This window comes from Solwaraspora sp. WMMD406, from assembly GCF_029626025.1.
In the GTDB taxonomy this organism is placed as follows: domain Bacteria; phylum Actinomycetota; class Actinomycetes; order Mycobacteriales; family Micromonosporaceae; genus Micromonospora_E.
This window is the reverse complement of record NZ_JARUBF010000001.1, coordinates 1,740,248-1,759,190: the sequence shown is the minus strand read 5'-3', so window position 1 is coordinate 1,759,190 and position 18,943 is coordinate 1,740,248. Positions and strand designations below refer to the sequence as shown.

The 18,943-nt window shown below is 70.9% G+C and carries 18 protein-coding genes; 12 read left to right on the top strand and 6 right to left on the bottom strand.

The window, feature by feature from the left end:
- Nucleotides 1-26: 26 nt before the first annotated feature.
- On the top strand, nucleotides 27-1,277 hold the full coding sequence (locus O7632_RS08040) for a beta-ketoacyl synthase N-terminal-like domain-containing protein (protein WP_278119917.1): 1,251 nt from the start codon (nucleotides 27-29) through the stop codon (nucleotides 1,275-1,277).
- A 199-nt stretch (nucleotides 1,278-1,476) separates the two neighbouring features.
- Here O7632_RS08040 and O7632_RS08035 read toward each other — a convergent pair whose 3' ends face one another.
- Nucleotides 1,477-2,880 carry an IS66 family transposase gene (locus O7632_RS08035; RefSeq protein WP_278110308.1) on the bottom strand — a complete coding sequence of 468 codons (1,404 nt, stop codon included), beginning with the start codon at nucleotides 2,878-2,880 and terminating at the stop codon, nucleotides 1,477-1,479.
- Between the two features lie 131 nt (nucleotides 2,881-3,011).
- Between O7632_RS08035 and O7632_RS08030 the strand changes: the two genes are divergently transcribed.
- The 3 genes from O7632_RS08030 to O7632_RS08020 all read left to right on the top strand — a co-directional run bounded on the left by O7632_RS08030 (nucleotide 3,012) and on the right by O7632_RS08020 (nucleotide 5,305).
- Nucleotides 3,012-3,749, top strand: coding sequence for a hypothetical protein (locus O7632_RS08030; protein WP_278112725.1), 738 nt, complete (start codon nucleotides 3,012-3,014; stop codon nucleotides 3,747-3,749).
- The gene (locus O7632_RS08025) at nucleotides 3,750-4,202 is read left to right on the top strand and encodes a SitI3 family protein (protein WP_278112723.1); all 453 of its coding nucleotides are present in this window, start codon (nucleotides 3,750-3,752) and stop codon (nucleotides 4,200-4,202) included.
- A 134-nt stretch (nucleotides 4,203-4,336) separates the two neighbouring features.
- Entirely contained in the window at nucleotides 4,337-5,305 is a 969-nt protein-coding gene (locus tag O7632_RS08020; RefSeq protein ID WP_278112721.1) for a TIGR03557 family F420-dependent LLM class oxidoreductase, read from the top strand.
- 86 nt (nucleotides 5,306-5,391) lie between these two features.
- Here the strand turns inward: O7632_RS08020 and O7632_RS08015 are convergent, their stop codons facing one another.
- Nucleotides 5,392-5,610 carry a hypothetical protein gene (locus O7632_RS08015; protein ID WP_278112719.1) on the bottom strand — a complete coding sequence of 73 codons (219 nt, stop codon included), beginning with the start codon at nucleotides 5,608-5,610 and terminating at the stop codon, nucleotides 5,392-5,394.
- A gap of 63 nt (nucleotides 5,611-5,673) precedes the next feature.
- Between O7632_RS08015 and O7632_RS08010 the strand changes: the two genes are divergently transcribed.
- Together O7632_RS08010 and O7632_RS08005 are read left to right on the top strand one after the other, a co-directional pair.
- Nucleotides 5,674-5,919 carry a hypothetical protein gene (locus tag O7632_RS08010; protein ID WP_278112717.1) on the top strand — a complete coding sequence of 82 codons (246 nt, stop codon included), beginning with the start codon at nucleotides 5,674-5,676 and terminating at the stop codon, nucleotides 5,917-5,919.
- A 3-nt stretch (nucleotides 5,920-5,922) separates the two neighbouring features.
- Nucleotides 5,923-6,912 (top strand): WYL domain-containing protein, encoded by a 990-nt coding sequence (locus O7632_RS08005; protein WP_278112715.1) that lies wholly within the window; start codon nucleotides 5,923-5,925, stop codon nucleotides 6,910-6,912.
- A gap of 16 nt (nucleotides 6,913-6,928) precedes the next feature.
- On the opposite strand, the gene O7632_RS08000 is transcribed toward O7632_RS08005, so the two are convergent.
- Nucleotides 6,929-7,885 (bottom strand): SDR family oxidoreductase, encoded by a 957-nt coding sequence (locus tag O7632_RS08000; RefSeq protein WP_278112713.1) that lies wholly within the window; start codon nucleotides 7,883-7,885, stop codon nucleotides 6,929-6,931.
- A gap of 164 nt (nucleotides 7,886-8,049) precedes the next feature.
- On the opposite strand from O7632_RS08000, the gene O7632_RS07995 reads away from it, so the two are divergent.
- From O7632_RS07995 to O7632_RS07980, 4 genes are all read left to right on the top strand, one after another.
- Entirely contained in the window at nucleotides 8,050-9,669 is a 1,620-nt protein-coding gene (locus tag O7632_RS07995; protein ID WP_278112711.1) for an RICIN domain-containing protein, read from the top strand.
- Between the two features lie 102 nt (nucleotides 9,670-9,771).
- Nucleotides 9,772-10,428 carry a class I SAM-dependent methyltransferase gene (locus O7632_RS07990; RefSeq protein WP_278112709.1) on the top strand — a complete coding sequence of 219 codons (657 nt, stop codon included), beginning with the start codon at nucleotides 9,772-9,774 and terminating at the stop codon, nucleotides 10,426-10,428.
- Between the two features lie 248 nt (nucleotides 10,429-10,676).
- Nucleotides 10,677-11,057, top strand: a complete 381-nt coding sequence (locus O7632_RS07985; RefSeq protein ID WP_278112707.1) for a hypothetical protein — start codon at nucleotides 10,677-10,679, stop codon at nucleotides 11,055-11,057.
- Nucleotides 11,044-12,993: a tetratricopeptide repeat protein gene (locus O7632_RS07980; protein WP_278112705.1), complete on the top strand. Its 1,950-nt coding sequence runs from the start codon at nucleotides 11,044-11,046 to the stop codon at nucleotides 12,991-12,993. The genes O7632_RS07985 and O7632_RS07980 overlap by 14 nt, the downstream gene beginning before the upstream one ends.
- On the opposite strand, the gene O7632_RS07975 is transcribed toward O7632_RS07980, so the two are convergent.
- The 3 genes from O7632_RS07975 to O7632_RS07965 form a co-directional block, all read right to left on the bottom strand.
- Nucleotides 12,975-13,880 (bottom strand): hypothetical protein, encoded by a 906-nt coding sequence (locus O7632_RS07975; protein WP_278112703.1) that lies wholly within the window; start codon nucleotides 13,878-13,880, stop codon nucleotides 12,975-12,977. The two genes, O7632_RS07980 and O7632_RS07975, sit on opposite strands and share 19 nt — an antisense overlap.
- Before the next feature lie 20 nt (nucleotides 13,881-13,900).
- Nucleotides 13,901-15,136: a DUF916 domain-containing protein gene (locus O7632_RS07970; RefSeq protein WP_278112701.1), complete on the bottom strand. Its 1,236-nt coding sequence runs from the start codon at nucleotides 15,134-15,136 to the stop codon at nucleotides 13,901-13,903.
- Between the two features lie 64 nt (nucleotides 15,137-15,200).
- On the bottom strand, nucleotides 15,201-16,709 hold the full coding sequence (locus tag O7632_RS07965) for an HtaA domain-containing protein (RefSeq protein WP_278112699.1): 1,509 nt from the start codon (nucleotides 16,707-16,709) through the stop codon (nucleotides 15,201-15,203).
- A gap of 215 nt (nucleotides 16,710-16,924) precedes the next feature.
- Between O7632_RS07965 and O7632_RS07960 the strand changes: the two genes are divergently transcribed.
- Together O7632_RS07960 and O7632_RS07955 are read left to right on the top strand one after the other, a co-directional pair.
- Entirely contained in the window at nucleotides 16,925-17,917 is a 993-nt protein-coding gene (locus tag O7632_RS07960; RefSeq protein WP_278112696.1) for a hypothetical protein, read from the top strand.
- Entirely contained in the window at nucleotides 17,914-18,942 is a 1,029-nt protein-coding gene (locus O7632_RS07955) for an ABC transporter substrate-binding protein (protein ID WP_278112694.1), read from the top strand. The genes O7632_RS07960 and O7632_RS07955 overlap by 4 nt, the downstream gene beginning before the upstream one ends.
- The last annotated feature ends 1 nt before the right edge of the window (nucleotide 18,943 follow it).

Genomic DNA, 18,943 nt, shown 5'->3' with positions numbered 1-18,943 from the left:
CCGACCGACGGACGGCGGCGGACGGGATCCGACGGGCGGTCGTCACCGGGATCGGGGTGGTGGCACCGACCGGGATCGGGGTCGGCCAGCATTGGAAGGCGACCCTCGCCGGGCAGGTACGCACCGGCCGGATCAGCCTGTTCGACGCCGATCCGTACGAGGTGACCCTGGCCGGCGAGGTCAGCGACTTCGATGCTCTGGAGTGGACGGACAACCGCCGGACGGTGCAGACCGACCGGTGGACGCATCTGGCGTTCGCCGGCACCCGGCTGGCGTTGGACGACGCCGCACTGCCGCCCACGGCGACGGACCCGGACCGGTACGCGGTGGCGTTGGCCAGCAACTCGGGTGGCAATCTGTTCGGTCAGCGGGAGCTGCAACGGCTGTGGAGCCGACCGGCCCGCACCGTCGGGGCGTACCAGTCGATCGCCTGGTTCTACGCGGCCAGCGTCGGCCAGCTGTCCATCGCCCACCAGTTCAAGGGAGCGTGTGGCGTGCTGGTCGCCGAGGCCGCCGGCGGGCTGGACAGCCTGGCTCACGCGGCCCGGACCATTCGCCGGGGCGCGGACGTGGTGCTGGCCGGCGCGACCGAGTGCGCGTTGAGCCCGTACGCGTTGGCCTGCCAGATGCGTAACGGCCTGCTCAGCACCGGCACCGACCCCGAGCGTGCGTACCTGCCGTTCGACGTCGACGCCGGCGGATACCTGCCCGGCGAGGGTGGCGCGGTGTTGGTGGTCGAGGAGCTCGGCCACGCGCTGGCCCGTGGGGCACCGGTGATCTACGGGGAGGTCTCCGGCTGGGGGGCCAGTCACGACGCGGCGCACACCGGCCGGCACGCCGGTGGTGACGTCGGGCAGTACGCCCGGGCGATGCGGCTCGCGTTGGCCGCGGCCGACGTGCGGCCGGACCAGATCGACGTCTGCTTCCCGGACGCGCTCGGCGTACCCCGCTTCGACGCCGCCGAGGTCCGCGCGTTGCGGGCCGTGTGTGGGCCGCATCTGCCGCCGGTGACGACGCAGAAGCCGTTGACCGGGCGGGCACATCAGGGCAGCGCCGCGCTCGACGTGGCGACCGCGTTGTTGGCGCTGCGACACCGGCTGCTGCCGCCGACCGCCGCGCCGCGCCGCCCGGCACCTGGTTGTGACCTCGACTTCGTCCGGTCTCCGACGGAAGTCGCCGGTCGGGCGGCGCTGGTGACCGCCCGGGGCTTCGACGGGTTCAACAGTGCCCTGGTGCTGACCCGGGAACCCGGCTGGGGCGATGTCCGTCGAGGATGAGGCGGCGCCCGCCTTCCAGCGCCCATCTTCCAGCGGCGGAATTTCCATGGGTGACATGGATCACCGACAATTCGTCCGGCCACCGTACGCGATGTCGAGAGTTGTAGGCCTCGACCGAGATCCCGCCCTCCGATCACTTCCCTACCAGTGACTGGATAGGTGCGTGGGACCTTGGAATACCGCAAGCGCGCGAGGTGGGTCAGGTGGTTGTGGGAATCCAGGGGCTGCCGGCGGCGGCTCGGGTGAGTGCGTCGAGCATGTTGATGCCGTGTCGGGTGGCGGTGGCGGTGTAGCTGCGGATCGCGGCGAAGTGTTCGGCTCCGGTCATGGTGCGCATACTGCCGGAGACCTTGATCCGGAGTTTCGGCATGCGGATGGTCCGCTCGGCCGGGTTGTTGTCGAACGGGACGGCCGGGTCGGTGAGGAACCGCAGGTAGTCGGCGCGTCGGTCCCGTAGCCGCACGAACAGGGCGTGGTACTTGCGGTGCAGCTTGTCGGTGCGGTCGGCGGTGGCCTCGGCGCCGAGTACGACGGCCGAGCGCAGCAGGTGGGTCTGTTCGGCGAGGTCGGCCGGGTCGGGTTCACCGCCGTCGGCGCGGGCCGTGACCGTCAGGTGGTTCAGTTGCCGCAGGGCCGCGGCGGCCTGGCCGGCGAGGTCGGCGACCTGTCCGGTGGCGGTGTCGACCACGTAGACCAGTTCCCGCAGCACGTGGGCGTTGCACAGGGCGTGGACCGCGTCGGTGTAGGTGTCGTACGGGGCCCACGCGTCGTGCACGGCGGTGCCGGTGAAGGCGGGCAGCACGCCGGCGTCGTCCATTCCGGCGGTGCCGCGCCGGCGGTGCACGGTGAGGAGCACGTCGGTGGGTGTGGAGGCGGAGTGCAGCCAGGCGAGGCGGCCGTCGACGCGCATGCCGGTCTCGTCGAAGTGCGCGACCGGGGCGTGTCGGACGCGGTCACGGATGACGGGGAGCACCGTGTCGATGACGCCGAGGGCGGTGCGGGTGACCCAGGCGGTGATGGTGGCCGCCGCGACGGGCAGGCCGAACAGGTCACGGATCGCGTCGGCGGTGCGGCCGATGGACAGGAACTGTCCGTGGAGCAGGTAGACGCCGATCGCGGCGATCCGTGGTCCGTAGACGGCGGGCGCGGTGGCCCCGACGGGTGTCGCGGCGGTGGTGTGGTGCCCGCACCGGCAGGCGACGGTGACGATCTGGTGCTCGGTCACCACGACCCGAGGCTGGGGGATGTCGAACACCTGCCGGCGGGTGACCGTCACCTCGGCCGGGTCGGTCAGGCCGCCTCCGCAGCCGCCACAGGTGTCCGGCACATGCCGGACGATCACGTCCGGATCCGCCACCTGGGACAGGGTGGTGCCCTCGCCGCCGGTGGGACGGCCCGGCCGGCGACCCGAACGGCCCCGCAGCGACTTCGGCGCCGGTTTGGCCAGCCCGTCGCTCGACGGCGGTTTCGACGAGTTGGCAGACGACTGCTTCAACCGGGCCTCAAGCTCAGCGATCCGCGTCAGCGCCTGCTCCAGCCGTGCTGCCAGCCCGGCGTTCAACGCCAGCAGCTCGTCATACGACGGCGGCGGATCGGCGGGCATGGCTGGTCAACCTACCAGCCTCCACAGCAGACAGCACCACCGGGATCAGGAACCTATCCAGTCACCCCTACCAGACCCCTCTTGCGTAAAGTAACCACCATGGCACCCACCGTCGCTTGCGGGCTGGCGCAATGACGGTGGATCGTCTTGGTCGCGCTATCGACGACGTGATAAGCCAACTGTCGGCCACCGGCGCTCACATCATGGGCACGGCGTTCGAGCTGACCCGCGCTCAACATCGTTTCCTGCATTCGACGCACGGGACCCGCAGCGGTGAGGTCGCGGCCACGGTCGCCGACACCGGAGCCGCCGTCGACCGACTCGGCGCCGCCTATACCCTGGGTACGGCGGCGATCCGAGCCATCGAGGAATACTGCCACTCGCTCGGGATACCGCTGCCGCACGCCGCCCGAGCGATCCCGCCGTTCCACGTCCCGACGCTGCCCTCGCACGCCGGCACCCCGCGACCACCAACCGGCGAGCGGGCCGGCGCCCGTACCCGCAAACCCCAGCGCGGCCATCACCGGGAAAACGACAGCGCCGCCCTCCTCGCCGCCTACGGCTATCAGATCGAGCAGAACCCGAAGGGCCGGGAAAACGGCAAGCATCCCGATTACCTGGTTGAAGGACGGTATTTCGACTGCTACGCGCCGACCACCGCGAACCCGGACGAGATACGCAACAAGATCAGCGACAAGGTGCGAAACGGCCAAGCCGAACGCATCATCCTCAACCTCGACGAATGTCCGGTCACAATAGCCGAAATCCAGGACCGCCTACGCAGCAAACCGGTAAATGGTCTCCAAGAAGTCATTGCCGTCATAAGAAGTCAGGTTGTTCTCCTCGATCCATGGCGGCGGGAGTTCTAGATGGCTGACGACTACTGGCTGCACAGCGCGGCGGACGTGACCCCGGAACAGGCTCTCAGCCTGCTGGCCCACCTGCTCGGCGCCGACCGTACCCGGTTCGGCCTCGCCCGAGGCGACACCCTGACCGCGACCGCGTGGCAGGCCGACGACCCGGAAGACATCGAGTCCGGCCAGCACGCCGGCGTCGACCAGCCCCGGCTGGGCGTGCTGTTCCAGGTACGAGCGATCGACGACCCACCCGGACACGCCGACCGCGAGGCGTACGAGGTCGTCGACGCGGCGCTCGCCTTGCTGCGGGCGTACCCGGCGGAGGCGGTCGTGCTGCTCGACACCGAGACGATGCTGCGCCACACCGGCGGCGAGATCGTGCTCGACAGCGGCTGGTCCGGCTGGTCGGAGATTCCCACGCTGGCCCCGGTCACCGATGCCTACCCGATGCGGGCCTTGCCGTGAGCCGGCGGCCACGGGTCCCCGCCCGAGGCGACCATGAATAGGTCGATGGCCACCGGGTATGCCGATATCGAGCAGCGCCGGAGATACCAGATGGTGTCGCTCACCAGGCGATTCGACTACCGGGGAGGCGCCAGATGCAGATCGGCTACAAACTCGCCACCGAGGCGTTCGGGCCGCAGGAACTGATCCGTCAGGCTGTCCGGGCCGAACAGGCCGGCTTCGACTTCGTCGAGATGAGCGACCACTTTCACCCCTGGCTCGACACTCAGGGCCATTCGCCGTTTACCTGGAGTGTGCTCGGCGCGATCGCCAGCCGTACCGAGCGGATCGGGCTGGCCACCGGCGTCACCTGCCCCAGCCTGCGCTACCACCCGGCGATCGTCGCCCAGGCCGCGGCGACCATGGCGCTACTGTCCGACGGCCGGTTCACTCTCGGGGTCGGTGCCGGTGAACGGCTCAACGAACACGTCACCGGCCAGCCGTTTCCCAGCGTGCACGGTCGACACGAACGACTCCGCGAAGCGCTGGAGATCATCAGGTTGCTCTGGTCCGGCGGCTACCAGTCGTACCAGGGAAAACACCTGCAGCTCGACGACGCGCGGGTGTTCGACCTGCCGGAGACGCCGCCGGCGATCGCGGTGGCCGCCAGCGGCGCGGAGTCGGCCCACCTCGCCGCCGAACTCGGCGACGGGGTCTTCGCCACCGAACCGAAGGCGTCGATCGTCGACCACTTCCACCGGGCCGGCGGCAAAGGTCCGCTCTACGCCGAGGTGCCCGTCGCCTGGGCGGTCGACGAGGACCAGGCGGTACGGGCGGCGTGGGAGTCCAGCCGCTGGGCACTGACCGGCTGGAAGGTGATGAGCGAACTGCCGAACCCGGTCAACTTCGAGGCCGCCTCGGCGATGGTCGACACCGACGACATCCGCGAGCACTTCAGCGTCGGGCCGGACCCGGCCGTGCACCTGGCGGCGGTCCGCCCGTACGTCGACGCCGGGTTCGACCACATCGTGCTCCAGAACGCCGGGCCGGACCCCGACGGGTTCCTGGACTTCTTCGAACGCGAGCTGGCCGGTCCGCTGCGAGGCCTCGACGACACACGGTGATCGGCTGTTCGCATCACCGATCGGACGGCCGGGGCGCGGTGGCCGGCGGAGCCTCCTCGGCTCCGCCGGCCGCCGCGCCGGGCACCTCAGGCGCGGGCCGGGCCGGAATAGTCGGGCGCGACGTAGACCGGCAGCCGCTCGCCCTGGCTGCGGGCGTAGCGACGGGTGTAGGTTACGGGCTCAGCTCCGGTCTGGAGCGGCACCGTGTATTGCGTGGGCAGAGTGTCCGCGGCAGCGGCGAGACGGCGGGGGGTCACCTCGCGACGTTGTTCATGCCACGGGCCACCCAGGAAGAGAACCTTCATGTTGCAATCCTTGCCGGTCCGGCCGTGATGCGCCTCATCCGTCCGACCAATTGCCGCAAAACTGTGCTGAAGACGGTCGAGCCGACCGGGTTCGGCCCGGCGTCATCGCCCCGTGAAGCGGGGAGGTCGCTTCTCCAGGAACGCCGCCATCTCCCAGATGTCCGCACCGGCCGGATCGCCGCGACCCCGGTGGAGCGGCGGGAGACCGTCGTCCGCGGCGACCGGTTCAGCCTCGTCGCCGGTTGGGCACCGCACCGGGCGTACCAGCTCACCGTGGCCGACGGTGCGGCACTGCCGGTCGGGGCCTGACCGGTGCGGGCGGCGCGGCTGATCTCCCTGGTGCTGCTGTTGCAGGCCAGGGAGGTGATGACCGCCGCCGAACTCGCCGCCGAACTGGACGTGTCGGTGCGCACCATCTACCGCGACGTGCTGGCGTTGTCCGCCGCCGGGGTTCCGGTCTACGCCGATCAGGGACGCGCCGGCGGATACCGGCTGCTCGACGGCTACCGGACCCGGTTGACCGGGTTGAGCCGGGCCGAAGCGCAGACGCTGTTCCTGTCCGGACTGCCAGGACCGGCCGCCGAGATGGGGCTCGCCGACGTGCTCGGTGTGGCGCAGCTCAAGGTCACGGCGGCCCTGCCGGCCGGGCTGCGCGACGCGGCCGACCAGGCCCGACAGCGTTTCCACCTGGACGCTCCGGGCTGGTTCCACCAGGCCGACCCGCCCCCGCTGCTGGCCGAGCTGGCCGGGGCGGCCTGGCGGGACCTCGTTGTCGAGCTGCGCTACCAGCGCGACGTCGAGGTGACCCGGACCGTCCAGCCGTACGGGCTGGTGTGGAAGAACGGCACCTGGTATCTGGTCGGCCGGGTCGACGGCGACCATCGGATCTACCGGGTGGACCGGGTGCGGGCGGTGACCCGCACCGATCAGCGCTTCGATCGGGAGCCCGCCTTCGATCTGGCCGGCTTCTGGGCCGCCCGGTCGGGGGAGTTCGTCCGGCGGGTGCTCGCCGACGAGATCGTCGTACGGCTGAGCCCGGCCGGGTTGCGGGCGCTGCGGTGGGCGGTGGAGGCACCGGCAGCCCAGGCGGCGGTCGACGCCGCCGACCCGCCCGACAGTCAGGGCTGGGTACGGACCCGTCTGCCGGTCGAGTCCCCCGAGGTGGCGTACACGCAGCTGCAGGCGTTGGGACCGGAGGTGGAGGTGATCGCCCCGGCCGCGCTGCGCGACCGGATGCGGGCCGCCGCCGCGCGGCTCACCGCGCTCTACGCCGACCGGCGGGTGGCGGATCCGGTGACCTGAACCCTGGCCGTCGGCGTCAGCGGTATCCGGTGGCGTCGGCGGCCTTGCCGGCCTCGACGACCTCCACCAGGTAGCGGTAGGCGTCCGGCTGGCTGCCGTCGAGGTCGGTGAAGCCGTACTCCTTGGCGAGCTGCCCGCTGGACAGGGACTGTCCGGTGAACCGGGCGACGGTCGGGTCGGCGGCGAGCGCGGCCACCGCCCGGCCGACCAGGACGGGCGTCTCCGAGATCACGAAGTGCGGATCCGTGGCGGTGCCGTCGCGCCAGGTGGCCTCGGTCACCCCGAAGTGGTCCAGCATCGCCTCGGACCGGATCCAGCCAGGCGACAGGGCCACGACCGTCGCCCCGTACGGCCGCAGCTCCTGCGCCTGCGCGAAGGCCAACCGGATGACGGCGTTCTTGGCCGTGTCGTAGAAGATGGACTGCCGGTAGCGGGTGGCGTTGTAGTCGGCGGTGCCGTCGGTCATCTCCACCACCAGGCCGCCCGGGTCACGGATCATCAGCGGCAGCGCGTAGTGGCTGGTGATCAGGTGGGTGTCGATGGCCAGCCGGAGCGCGCGCAGGCCGTCGTCGAGACGCTGGTCCCAGAGCGGGGCTTCGAAGTCGATCAGGTGGTCGGCTCCCCAGATGTCGTTGACCAGTACGTCGAGCCGACCGTGGTCGTCGGCGATCCGCTGGGTCAGGGCCTCGACCTGCGCCGGATCCAAGTGATCGGTCGGTACGGCGATGCCGGTGCCGCCGGCCGCCGTGACGAGGTCGGCGGTGTCCTCGATCGTCTCCGGCCGGTCCATTTCCGATCGACGCAGCCGGGTGCTGCGGCCGGTGACGTAGACGGTGGCGCCGGCGGCGCCGAGCTGGATGGCGATCTGCCGGCCGGCTCCCCGGGTGGCCCCCGCCACCAGGACGATCCGGCCGGTCGACGGGTTGTCGGCGGGCTTTCCGACCGACGGGGTGGTGTTCACGGAAGTGCTCATGCCGTCACCTTGGCAGGTAAACCTGCCAACCGATGTCAGGTTTCTCGATTGACTTGATCGAAACACTTCGATACATTGCCGTCACAATTCGGAAAGCCCTTTCCCCGCTGCCGTGGGGCGCACCGGCTCGCTTCTTCCGAACCCGAACCCCCAGGAGGATCTCGATGACAGCCACCAGATGGCGGCGCTGGCGAACCGGCGTCGTCGTGCTCGCCACCACCGTCATGCTCGGCACCGGCGTCGCGGTCGGCCTGCAGCCCGCCGCTGCCGCCACCGTCGACACCAACGCCTGGTACGTCCTGGTCAACCGGCACAGCGGCAAGGCGGTCGACGTCTACAACTTCGCCACCGACGACGGCGCGCCGATCGTGCAGTGGTCCCGCAACGACGGCAACCAGCAGCAGTGGCAGTTCGTCGACGCCGGCAACGGCTACTACAAGATCCGATCCCGGCACAGCGGCAAGTTCCTGGAACTGCCGAACGCCAACGACGGCACCCCGCTCGTCCAGAACGCCGACAACGGCACCACCCGCCAGCACTTCGGCGTCGCCGACTCCGACAGCGGGTACGTCCGGTTCGTCAACCGGCACAGCGGCAAGGCCCTCGACGTCTGGCAGTGGTCCACCGCCGACGGTGGGACGATTTCCCAATATCAGGACCTCAACGGCTGGAACCAGCAGTGGCAGATGGTCCGGGTCGCCAGCGGAGGCACCCCGACCACCCCGCCCCCGTCCGGCAACTGCGGCTCGGGCTCGTTCAACGCCGAAGCGGTGCTGAACGGCTCGACCTGGACCGCCCGTAACAGCGGCAACACCGTCTACACCGGCACCAACATGCTCTCCGCGATGCAGGCGGCGGTCAACAGCCTGTCGTCCGGCCGGACCAGCAAGCAGAAGGTCATCGTCCGGGGCTCCGGTTCGATCAGCGCGGGATCCCGGCTGTCGCTGCCGTCGTACACGATCCTGGAGGTCTGCGGCACGGTCAACGTGACCGGCTCCGGCTCCGGCGACCAGGCGGTGGTCTACGCACGCGGAGTGACCGACGTCGAGGTGACCCGCCTCAACATCACCGGCAGCCCGCTGTACGGCATCTTCGTCCGCAACGGTGTCAACATCACCCTCGGTCAGATCGACATCCGGGTCTCCTCCGGCCTCGGCATCCGCATCGACAACCACGGCGACCGCAACCAGCGCACCCGCAACGTGCGGATCGACAACGTGTACGTCCAGGGCACCAGCAGCCACGGGGTGGAGACCTACGGCGTCGACGGGCTGACCGTCGGCACGGTCACCGCCCGCAACACCGGCTACTCGGGCCTGCTGCTCAACGACACCATCAACGCGACGGTCGGCACGGTGGACGCGCAGGGTGCCGGCACCGGGACCGGGTACGCCGGGTTCCGGATGGCCAACCGCAACGGCCGGGTCGGCGACAGCTACCCGACCAACGTCCGGGTCGGCACGGTGATCGCGCGCGGCGGCGGCCGGGGCATCTTCTGCGTCTCCGAGTCCGGCGGCGCGGTGATCGACCGGATCGACATCTCCGGTACGGGCAGCAACTCGATCCTGTTGGAGAACTGTTACAACGTCACCATCGCGGCGATCTCCGGCTCGGTCAACGGATCCGACGTACGGATCGCCTCGCGAACCGAGTTCCCGGTGTCCCGGGACATCACCCTGCAGAACCTGACCCTGACCAACTCGCGGATCACCGAGAGCCCGTGCGGGCAGAACATCGTGATCCGCAACATCGTGCTGAATAACTCGACCATCAACCGCTGCTGAGCACGACGACGTCAGCTCGGTCGGCTCACCTGGTCGAATCACCGGTCGGCCAACCCGGTCGGCTCACCCATCGCGGTGAGCCGACCGGTACGCTTCACGGCCATGTCCGCCGCAGACTTCCTCGCCACCACCCGGATGTCCTACGACGCGACCGCCAGCGAGTACGCCGAGGTCGTCGCCGCCGATCTCGACGGCCGACCGCTGGACCAGGCGCTGCTGACCGCCTTCGCCGAACTGGTACGGGCGGCCGGCGGCGGGCCGGTGGCCGACGTGGGCTGCGGGCCGGGACGGGTGACCGTCGTGCTGCGGCGGCTCGGCCTGGACGTGTTCGGCGTCGACCTGTCACCACGGATGGTGGAGCTGGCCCGCCGTACTCACCCGGACCTGCGGTTCGAGGTGGGCTCGATGCTCGACCTGGAGATCGGTGACGGGTCGTTGAGCGGACTGCTCGCCTACTACTCGATCATCCACGTACCGTGGGATCGGCGGCCCGACGTCTTCGCGGAGTTCCACCGGGTGCTCGCCCCCGGTGGCGCTCTGATGCTCGCCTTCCAGGTCGGCGACGAGCACGGACACGCCGACGAGTCGTTCGGCAAACCGGTCGACCTGGACTGGTACCGCCAGCAGCCGGCCGACGTGGTCGACCTGCTGCGGGCCGCCGGCTTCGCGCCGTACGCCACGATCGTGCGGGAAGGCGACGGTGAGTCGGAGCGGACCCCACAGGGCACCGTGATCGCCCACAAACCGCTCGACCCGTGACCTGCCGGCGCTGACGCGCCAGTCCGATCGCCTGACGGACCGGCACAGTCCGATCACCTGACGGGCCGGCAGGATCAGCAGCGGTACACTGGCAGACCATCCACAGTGTCAACTTCTTGACGTTGTGGCCGGTTCATGTCATCGCCCACTATGGAGACCCTTGTCGCGCCGCTCGGCGCGCGGTGCGACGTGTCCGTCAGTACCTGGAGTGGCGGCCACCTGGTACGGCCATGGAAGGGATACGACCGATGGATTTGTCGCTGACCGTGCACCACGACGACGCCCCGCAGCTGGTGCGGGACCTGCGCCAGTGGCTGGCTGCCGAACCGGAACTGAGCGGCAGGGTACGCCTCGAGTCGGCCCCGCCGCAGCGCGGTGAGCTGGGCATCCTCGAATTGCTGATAGTCGCGCTCGGTGCCGGCGGCGTGCTGAGCGTGCTGGCCGAGTCGTTGCAGACCTGGTTCGCCCAGCCCCGCCGGTCCGACGTACGGATCACGGTCCGCACCGCCGCCGGTGACGTGATCGAGATCGACGCCAAGCGAGTGAAGCAGGTCGAACGGCTCATCGAGCAGGCGCTGGCCGCAGACGCGTCCGCGCGACCGGAGATCGGCGGCGATGCGGCCCATTGATCCCGCTCGGTCCCGGGTGGTGCTGATCGGCACCCCGGCGTATCACGCCACCGACGAGCTGACCGATGTCCCGCAGGTCGGCAACAACGTCGCCGACCTCGTCCGGCTGCTGACCGACCCCCGGCTGGCCGGCTTCCCGACCGAGAACTGCGTCGTCGTACCGCCGAATGCCGACCTCGGCGTGGTCGGTGAGCGCCTGATCCCCGCAGCCGCGGCGGCGTCGGACACGTTGCTGGTCTACTACGCCGGGCACGGCGTGCTGGGCCGGCGAGGAGAGCTGTATCTCGGTCTGTTCGGCACCCGGACCGATCGCCTGCCGTTCACGGCGCTGCCCTTCGACGCGATCCGGGACGTCTGCCTCGACTCCCCCGCCGCCAACCGGGTGGTGATCCTGGACTGCTGCTACTCCGGGCGGGCCACCGGTGAGGCGCTCAGCGATGTCGACGGCCAGGTGTTGGGGCAGATCACGGTCAGCGGTAGCTACACGTTGACCGCGTCCCCTGCCAACCGGGTGGCCAAGGTGCTCGACGGGGAGCCGTACACCGCGTTCACCGGCCGGCTGCTGACGCTGCTGGAACGCGGTCTGCCCGGCGGCGGCGAGCTGCTGACCCTGGGCGACGTCTACCGGCACCTGCGCACCACCTTGCAGGGCGAAGGCCTGTCGGTGCCCGAGCAGCGCGGCACCGGCACCGCCGACCTGCTGGGGCTGGTCCGCAACGTCGCCTACCGCCCTGGCAGCGTCGCTCCGGGTGGCACCCCGGTCGTCACCGGGGCTGCCCGGCTGTACGAACGCGAGCGCGAGGCGATCGCCGTGGGCGAGCACGGTGCGCCGTCCGAAGCGGTCCGGCTGCTGCGGAACCTGCTGATCGACCGGGAGCGGATCAACGGTGCCGAGGACGCCGCGACGCTGCGGACCAAGTACTTGCTCGGGGTCTGGACCGGTCGCGGCGGCGAGCGTACCCGCGCCGTCGAGCTGCTCCGCGAGGTACTCGCCGATCAGCAGCGGATCCTGCCGGCCGGCAACAGGGACCTGCTGCTCACCCGGGCCTACCTCGCGCAGAACATCGGCCAGGCCGGCAACCAGCCCGAGGCCCGGCAGCGGCTCACCGCCGTACACGACGACCAGGTCCGGGTGCTCGGCGCACGGCACGAGGACACCCTGCAGACCCGGTTCCTCTTGGCGTGCAACTGTGATCCGGAGGCGGCCCGGCACCAGCTCGTCGATCTGCTCCCGGATTTGGAGCGGGAGCTGGGGCCGATGCACGCGCTCACCCTGGACGCTTATGGCCAGCTCGCCTTCGCCACCGGATCGGCCGGCGACGCGGCCGAGTCGAGGCGCCGCTACGAAACGCTGATCCCGATGGTCACCCAGCGATACGGCGCGGAGCACCCGTACACCATCAGAGCCCGCCACCAACATGCCCGGCAGGTCAAGGCCGATGACCGGGTCGACGCGGAACACCTGCTCGCCGCCGTGGTCGACGACGCCGGTCGGGCGTTGGGGGCCGATCACACCGTCACCCTCGACGCCCGGCTCGACCACGCCATGGCCGCCGACAGCGCGGACGAGCAACTGCGCCGGTTGGACAGTCTCGGGCGGGACCAGCTGCGGCTACTCGGCGCGGACCATCCCGGGCTGATGTACACCCGGCGGATGCAGGTGGCCGTGCTGTCCGACGGGCCGCACCACCAAGAGGCCTACCGGCTCTGCCGGGACGTCCTCGCCGACCACGCCCGGGTGCTCGGGCCGTACCATCGGCACACCATGTTCATGCGGGAGATGCACGCGGCCAAGGCGTACGACGCCGGGGCGCACCCCGAGGCGATCCGGCTACGTCGGGAACTACTCACCGACCAACGTCGGGTACTCGGACCGGAGCATCCCGACACGGTGAAGAGCCAGCAGTGGCTCGCCCGTCACGATAAGAAGGGTTGACGCCGGTCGCGGACCAGCCCGACGACCTGCCGGGCCAGCAGGATCAGCAGCAGCACGCCGGCCAGCGCCGCCCAGCCCCAGGGGTAGCGCTCGGTCTCCGCGACGAAGACGACCGGGGTGCCGGCGTACGGGATGCCGGCATGCCCACCCGGGCCGACGGCCCAGTCGAGTTGCCCGTGCACGGCGTACCGGCCGTACACCGGGGCGTCGACCGGCACGGCGATCCGGACAGCGCGCCGCTCACCGGCCGCCAGTACGGGTACCTGAGGTGGTTCGACGATCAGCGTGGCCTGTCCGGGACGACCGACCAACACCGCCAGCCGTGGGTCGACGGCGGTGGCGGGACCGTCGTTGTGCAGATCGACCTCGACCAGAAGTCGACTGGGCAGGGCGAACAGCGCCGGCCAGTCCCAGCCGGCCGGACGTACGGTCAACCCGGTGATCCGCAGCTGGCCCGGATCGGGATCGACCGGTGCCGCCGGCACCACCAGACCGACGATTCCCAGCGACGCGACGCCGGTGACCGGATCGCCGGTGACGGCACCTGTCGCTGCTCCGGTCGCGGCCGGATCGAGCGACCGGGCGCGGACCACGCAGGGGCAGGCAACCGGCGGCGCGACCACGGTGATCGAGGTGGTCACCGGGTCGGGCCCGGCGAGGTGCCGGTGGTGCGCGGCGAGGGTCGCGCAGTCGAGCGATCCTCGGTCGGCCTGGTTGCCGCACACGTCCAGTTGGATGTTGCCGGCCGGCCAGCCGGTCAACGTGACGGTCAGCCGGTCCCCCACCGCAGCGGTGGCCGGGTCGACCCGTACCTGCGGCTGGGCCGCACTGGCCGGCGTCGACGGTAGGCCGGCCGCCCCGGCCAGGAGAACCAGGGCGAGTACCACTGCCGAGGTCCGCCGGCCGATCATCGAGTGCTGGCCGACGCCGACGCCGGACCTGTCGCGGACCGGGTCCCGGCCTCCGGCGGGACAGCGCCCTCGCTGGTCTGCGGGGTGCCGTTGCTGGCATGCGGGGTGCCGTCGCTGGCCTGCGGGGTGCCGTCGCTGGCATGCGGGTCGCCGCCGCCGGGCTCGGCGGCTCCGGCTGTCCGGGCGGTCCGGTGGCGGTCCCGCCAACGCCGGACCAGCGTCCAGCCGACCAGTACGGCGATCGCGGCGAGCAGCAGCCAGGGTGGCGCCCAGACGCTGGCCGACCGGGTGACCGGCGGCAATGCTTCATCCACTGTGACCGGAGCCAGGTCGACGGTGCCGGTCAGCCGCAGTGCCGGTGGCACCCCGGTGATCCGCTCGGTGACCGTGAAGGCGCTACCGGGCAGCAGCTCCGGCAGGTCGATCGGGGCGGTCCGGGCGAGATTCCAGCCGAACGGGCCGTCCAGCAGGACCGCGCCCGTACCGCCGATCCTGATGTTGCCGGTGTTGCGGACCTGGTAGGTGACGGTAGCGTCACCGTCACCAAGCGGGTTGATCGGATCGTCGTACTCGATGCTCATCGACTCGACGGTGATCGCCGGTCGGACCGGACCGTCGACCCGCAGGTAGATCCGGGCGGCGACCCGCTGGTCCACGGTGATCTGTTGTCCGGCGGCGTCGGTACGGACCTGGACGATGGAGCCGATCACGCCGCCGGCGTGGTCGCCGGGAGTGGCGTTGGCCGGCACCGTCAGGGTGAACGGGATGTCCAGCCGCTCACCAGCCGGTACGGCGTACTCCCGTTGGTCGAAACGGACCCAGGTGCCCACGTCGGTGGCCGGTTCGCTCGCGGGCCGCAGCGCGAACGCGCCGTCCTCGGTGAGGAACCCGTCGGTGCCGTAGACCGAGAAGGTGTGCGGCTGGTCACTCAGGTTGCTGATCGCGACGTAGTCGGTGATCTGCGCGCCGGGAGCGAGGTCGTAGACGAAGTAGTTGCGGCCGGTGGGTCCGTCCGGCCCGGAGGGTTGGACGGACCAGGTGACGCCGTCACCAGTCGAGGGCACCGGTGCCGGGCTCGCCGGTTGGGCACCGGCCGGAGCCGTGGCGAACAGCACGCCGGCGAGCAGCAGACCGACGAAGAGCAGACCGACGAACAGCGGACCGACGAACAGCGGACCGACGGGCCCGGCACCGGCCGGACGGGGGCGACGAGAGCGTGGTGGCGTGGACATCCGTACTCCAGGATCGGAGCCGGCCGGTACGGGAGTCGTCCCGTACCGGCCGGCCGTCAACCGCTCAGGACAGCGTGAGGGTCAGGGTGGCGGTGTAGTCGCCCGGCGTGGCCGAAGCGGGCACACCGAGGTTGAGCTGTGCGCCGCAGGTGAAGGTGCCGGCGCTGGCTCCGGCAGCCGAGGTGCACAACGCGCGGGCGGTGCCCAGACCGGCGCCGGGGTCGGCGACCGCACCCGGAGTGACCGTGCCGGCGGCCCCGACCAGCGGGTCGTCCACCACCGACGCGCTTGGCACCCAGCCCAGGTTGTTCGCCGCGATGACCGCGTCACCGGCGGCGACGAAGTCGCCGGACTGGCCGACCAGGCTCCAGCCGGCGTTGCTGCCGCGCAGGTCGGCGACGGTAGCGGCGTTCAACGCGCCGCTGGTCACCGCGCCGTTGGCGACGGCCGGCAGAGTGACCGAGGAACCGGCCACGCTGAGCGTGAGCGGGCCACCGGGCAGGACCGTGGCCGCGATCTGCTGGCTGGCCGAGCCGCCACCGGCAGCGGCGGCGAAGGTGATCGGGGTGAAGGTGTCCTGGCTGCGGTCGGCCGAGCCGCGCGCCGCGAACGTGATCACGTAGCACTGCGTCACCGTGCAGTCGACCGCGTTGCCGTTGCGGTCGGTGTACCGGGCGCTGATCGGCAGCGTGGTGCTGAACGATCCGTCGGCGTTCATCGTGTCGCGGGCGTCGGTCGGCTCGTTGGTGCTGCTCACCCACTTGGTGACCTGCAGCACACTGGCGTTGGTCCAGTGCTCGTCGACCTTTGGTCCGAACGAGACGTAGATGCCGGCGGCGTTGTTGGCTTCGGGATCGAAGCCGGAGCCGATGACCGCGATGGTCGCGCCGTCGGGGTCGACCCCGGTGGACGGGGTGACGGTGACGGCAGGCGCGCCCGGTTCGCCGCCACCGGAGGTGGCCGCGTCGAACGTCAGCGGGTCGAGGGTCTCGCCCGCGCCGTAGAAGCCGGCGAACGCAGCAGCGCCCTCGGCGGTCAGGGTGGCGGCCAGACCGGTGCCGGTGATGCCGTCCGCCCCGGCGACCGGATTGCCCGAGGCTGTGGTGAGGTCCGCGATGGTGGCCTGGGTGACATCGACCGGCGGGAAGGCGGTGCTTTCCAGTTCGACGTCGGCCTTGAGTACGGCGGCGCCGCCGGAGACGGCTACCGTCGGGTTGGCCAGGGTGATGGTGAACATGTGCGCCGGGTACGAGAAGACGACGGTGCCGCCGTACGTGGCGTTCGTCTCACCGGTCTCGGCGTCGTAGCTCCCGCCGGTCGACGGAAAGGCGAACGTGCCGTCGGCGTTGATCGAGGCACCGTCGCTGGCCGCGATCGGCGGATTGCCGTTGCCGGACGACACGTAGGTGCGGAACGACGCCTTGAAGCCCCAATTCAGGCTTCCCTCGGTGATGTCGGCCGGGGCAGCCATGGCGGGCGAGGCACCGACGAGTGCGGTCGCGGCACCGAGTACGGCTACCGCCGCCCAGCTCGCCGACCGTCGCCCCAGAGCGCCTGCTCTGGATGAGGTCATTACTGATCCTTTCCGGATGGTTACCTACCGTGTTCACATTCGCATGTGGACCCGGTGTGCGATCTGGATTAGGTTAGCCATGCCTAACAGATGCATCATCCGGCGGGCGTACCTGATCGTCAACCGGTCGTACCCTTGCTCGACCTGGGACGATGACTTAGGTTAGGCAAACCTTCATTGAAATCTCAACCGGCACCTGCTGGGAAGGAAACGCCATGTCATCGCCGTCGCGCAGCGGGCCGACCCGCGCGATCGCCACCGCCACGGCGAGCACGACGACAGCGGTCCCGGCCACGGCCACGGTCCCGACCACGGTCGCGGGCCGGGCGCTGGCCATCGGCGCGCTCGTGCTCGGCGTACTGGTGTCGACCACCGCCGGCACCGCCCACGCCGACACCACCGCCACCGGCTCCGGCGGGCAGCGGCTCACCGTCTCCAAGAGCACCGGCGTCAGCCGCTCCGGCGAGACCGTCACGGTCAGCGGCACCGGCTACGACACCAGCAAGGGCATCTACGTCAGCTTCTGTGTGGACAACGGTGCCGGGGCGGTGCCCTCCCCCTGCGGCGGAGGAGCCGACATGTCCGGCACCAGCGGCAGCTCGCACTGGATCTCCAGCAACCCGCCGGCGTACGGCGAAGGCCTCGCCGTACCCTACGGCAGCGGCGGGTCGTTCCAGGTCAGGGTCCCGGTGGTCACCACAATCGGGGACGTCGACTGCACCGTCCGAGTCTGCTCGGTGGTGAGTCGCGCCGACCACACCCGGACCAGCGACCGCAGCCAGGACGTCCGGATCCCGATCCGGTTCGCGCCGGTGGCAGCCCCGCCGACCGCCCCGACCGCGACCAGCACGCGGCCCCCGGCCACGAGCGGTCCCGCCCCGGCCACCACCCGCGCGACCGCCGGCTCCGGCGGGACGGCCAACTCCGGTGCGGCGGCCGGACCCGCCGACGCCGGTACGACCGGACCCGCCCCGGCCCCGGCCGTCGACGGCACCACCGGATCGGACGCCACCGGTACCGACGCTGGTCAGGGCGACGATGACACCGTCCAGACGAGCACGAACGACCTGGCGGTCACCCGAGTCAGCAGTGTCGGATCCGCCGGCCAGTGGTGGAGCAGCACCCTGATCCTGCTCGCCCTCGGCGTGATCGCCCTGGTCGGCCTCTCCGCCGCCCGCCGCCGCCGCGCCAGCGGGAGCAGGCCGTGACTCGGCCGCCCTCCTGGGTCGCCGGTCTCATCGGCGCGGCGCTGCTGGTCGGCACGGCCGGTTGCGGAAACGCCGCAGCGGACGGCCCGGTCGACGGCTCGGTCGTCGCCTGCGGGCCGGTCACCGCCGTCGTGACGAACACCGACGTGACACCGCTCGACCCCGCACCGACCCCCACGCTGCCGGTCACCGTCACCGACGCCGCCGGCGACCAGGTGACCGTGACCGACGCCAGCCGCATCCTGCCGGTCAACCTGTACGGATCGATCGCCGAGATCGTCTTCAGCCTCGGACTCGGCGACCGGGTCGTCGGCCGGGACACCTCCACCGACTTCCCGGCCGCTGCCGCCCTGCCGCTGGTCACCCCCGGCGGGCACGACCTGTCCACCGAAGCCATCTTCGCGCTCGACCCGACGGTCGTGCTCCTCGACGACAGCATCGGCCCACCGGAGGTACTAGACCAGTTGCGCGCCGCCGGCATCCCGGTGGTCCGGGTCGGCGACGAGCAGAGCCTGGCCGCCGTACCCGGACACATCCGCGCGGTCGCCGCCGCGCTCGGCGTGGTCGAAGCCGGCGAACGACTCGTCGCCAGGGTGGAGGACGAGATCGCCGCCGCACGTGAGGGTGTACCCGGCGACGATGATGCCCGGCCGCTGGTCGCCTTCCTCTACCTGCGCGGCACCGCCGGGGTGTACCTGATGGGCGGCAAGGGCGCCGGCTCCGACGCGATGATCGAGGCGGCCGGTGGACGCGACGCCGGCACCGCGATCGGCCTGGAACGCTTCCGGCCGCTCACCAGCGAAGGCCTGATCAACGCCGCACCGGACGTGATCCTCGTGATGACCAAGGGCCTGGAGTCGGTCGGCGGGGTCGACGGCCTGCTCGCCATGCCCGGTGTCGCGCAGACCCCGGCCGGACAGCAGCGACGGATCGTCGACATGGACGACACGATCCTGCTCAACTTCGGTACGCGTACCGGGCACGCCGTCGCGGCGCTGGCCCGGGCGATCCACGAATGCCGGTGAA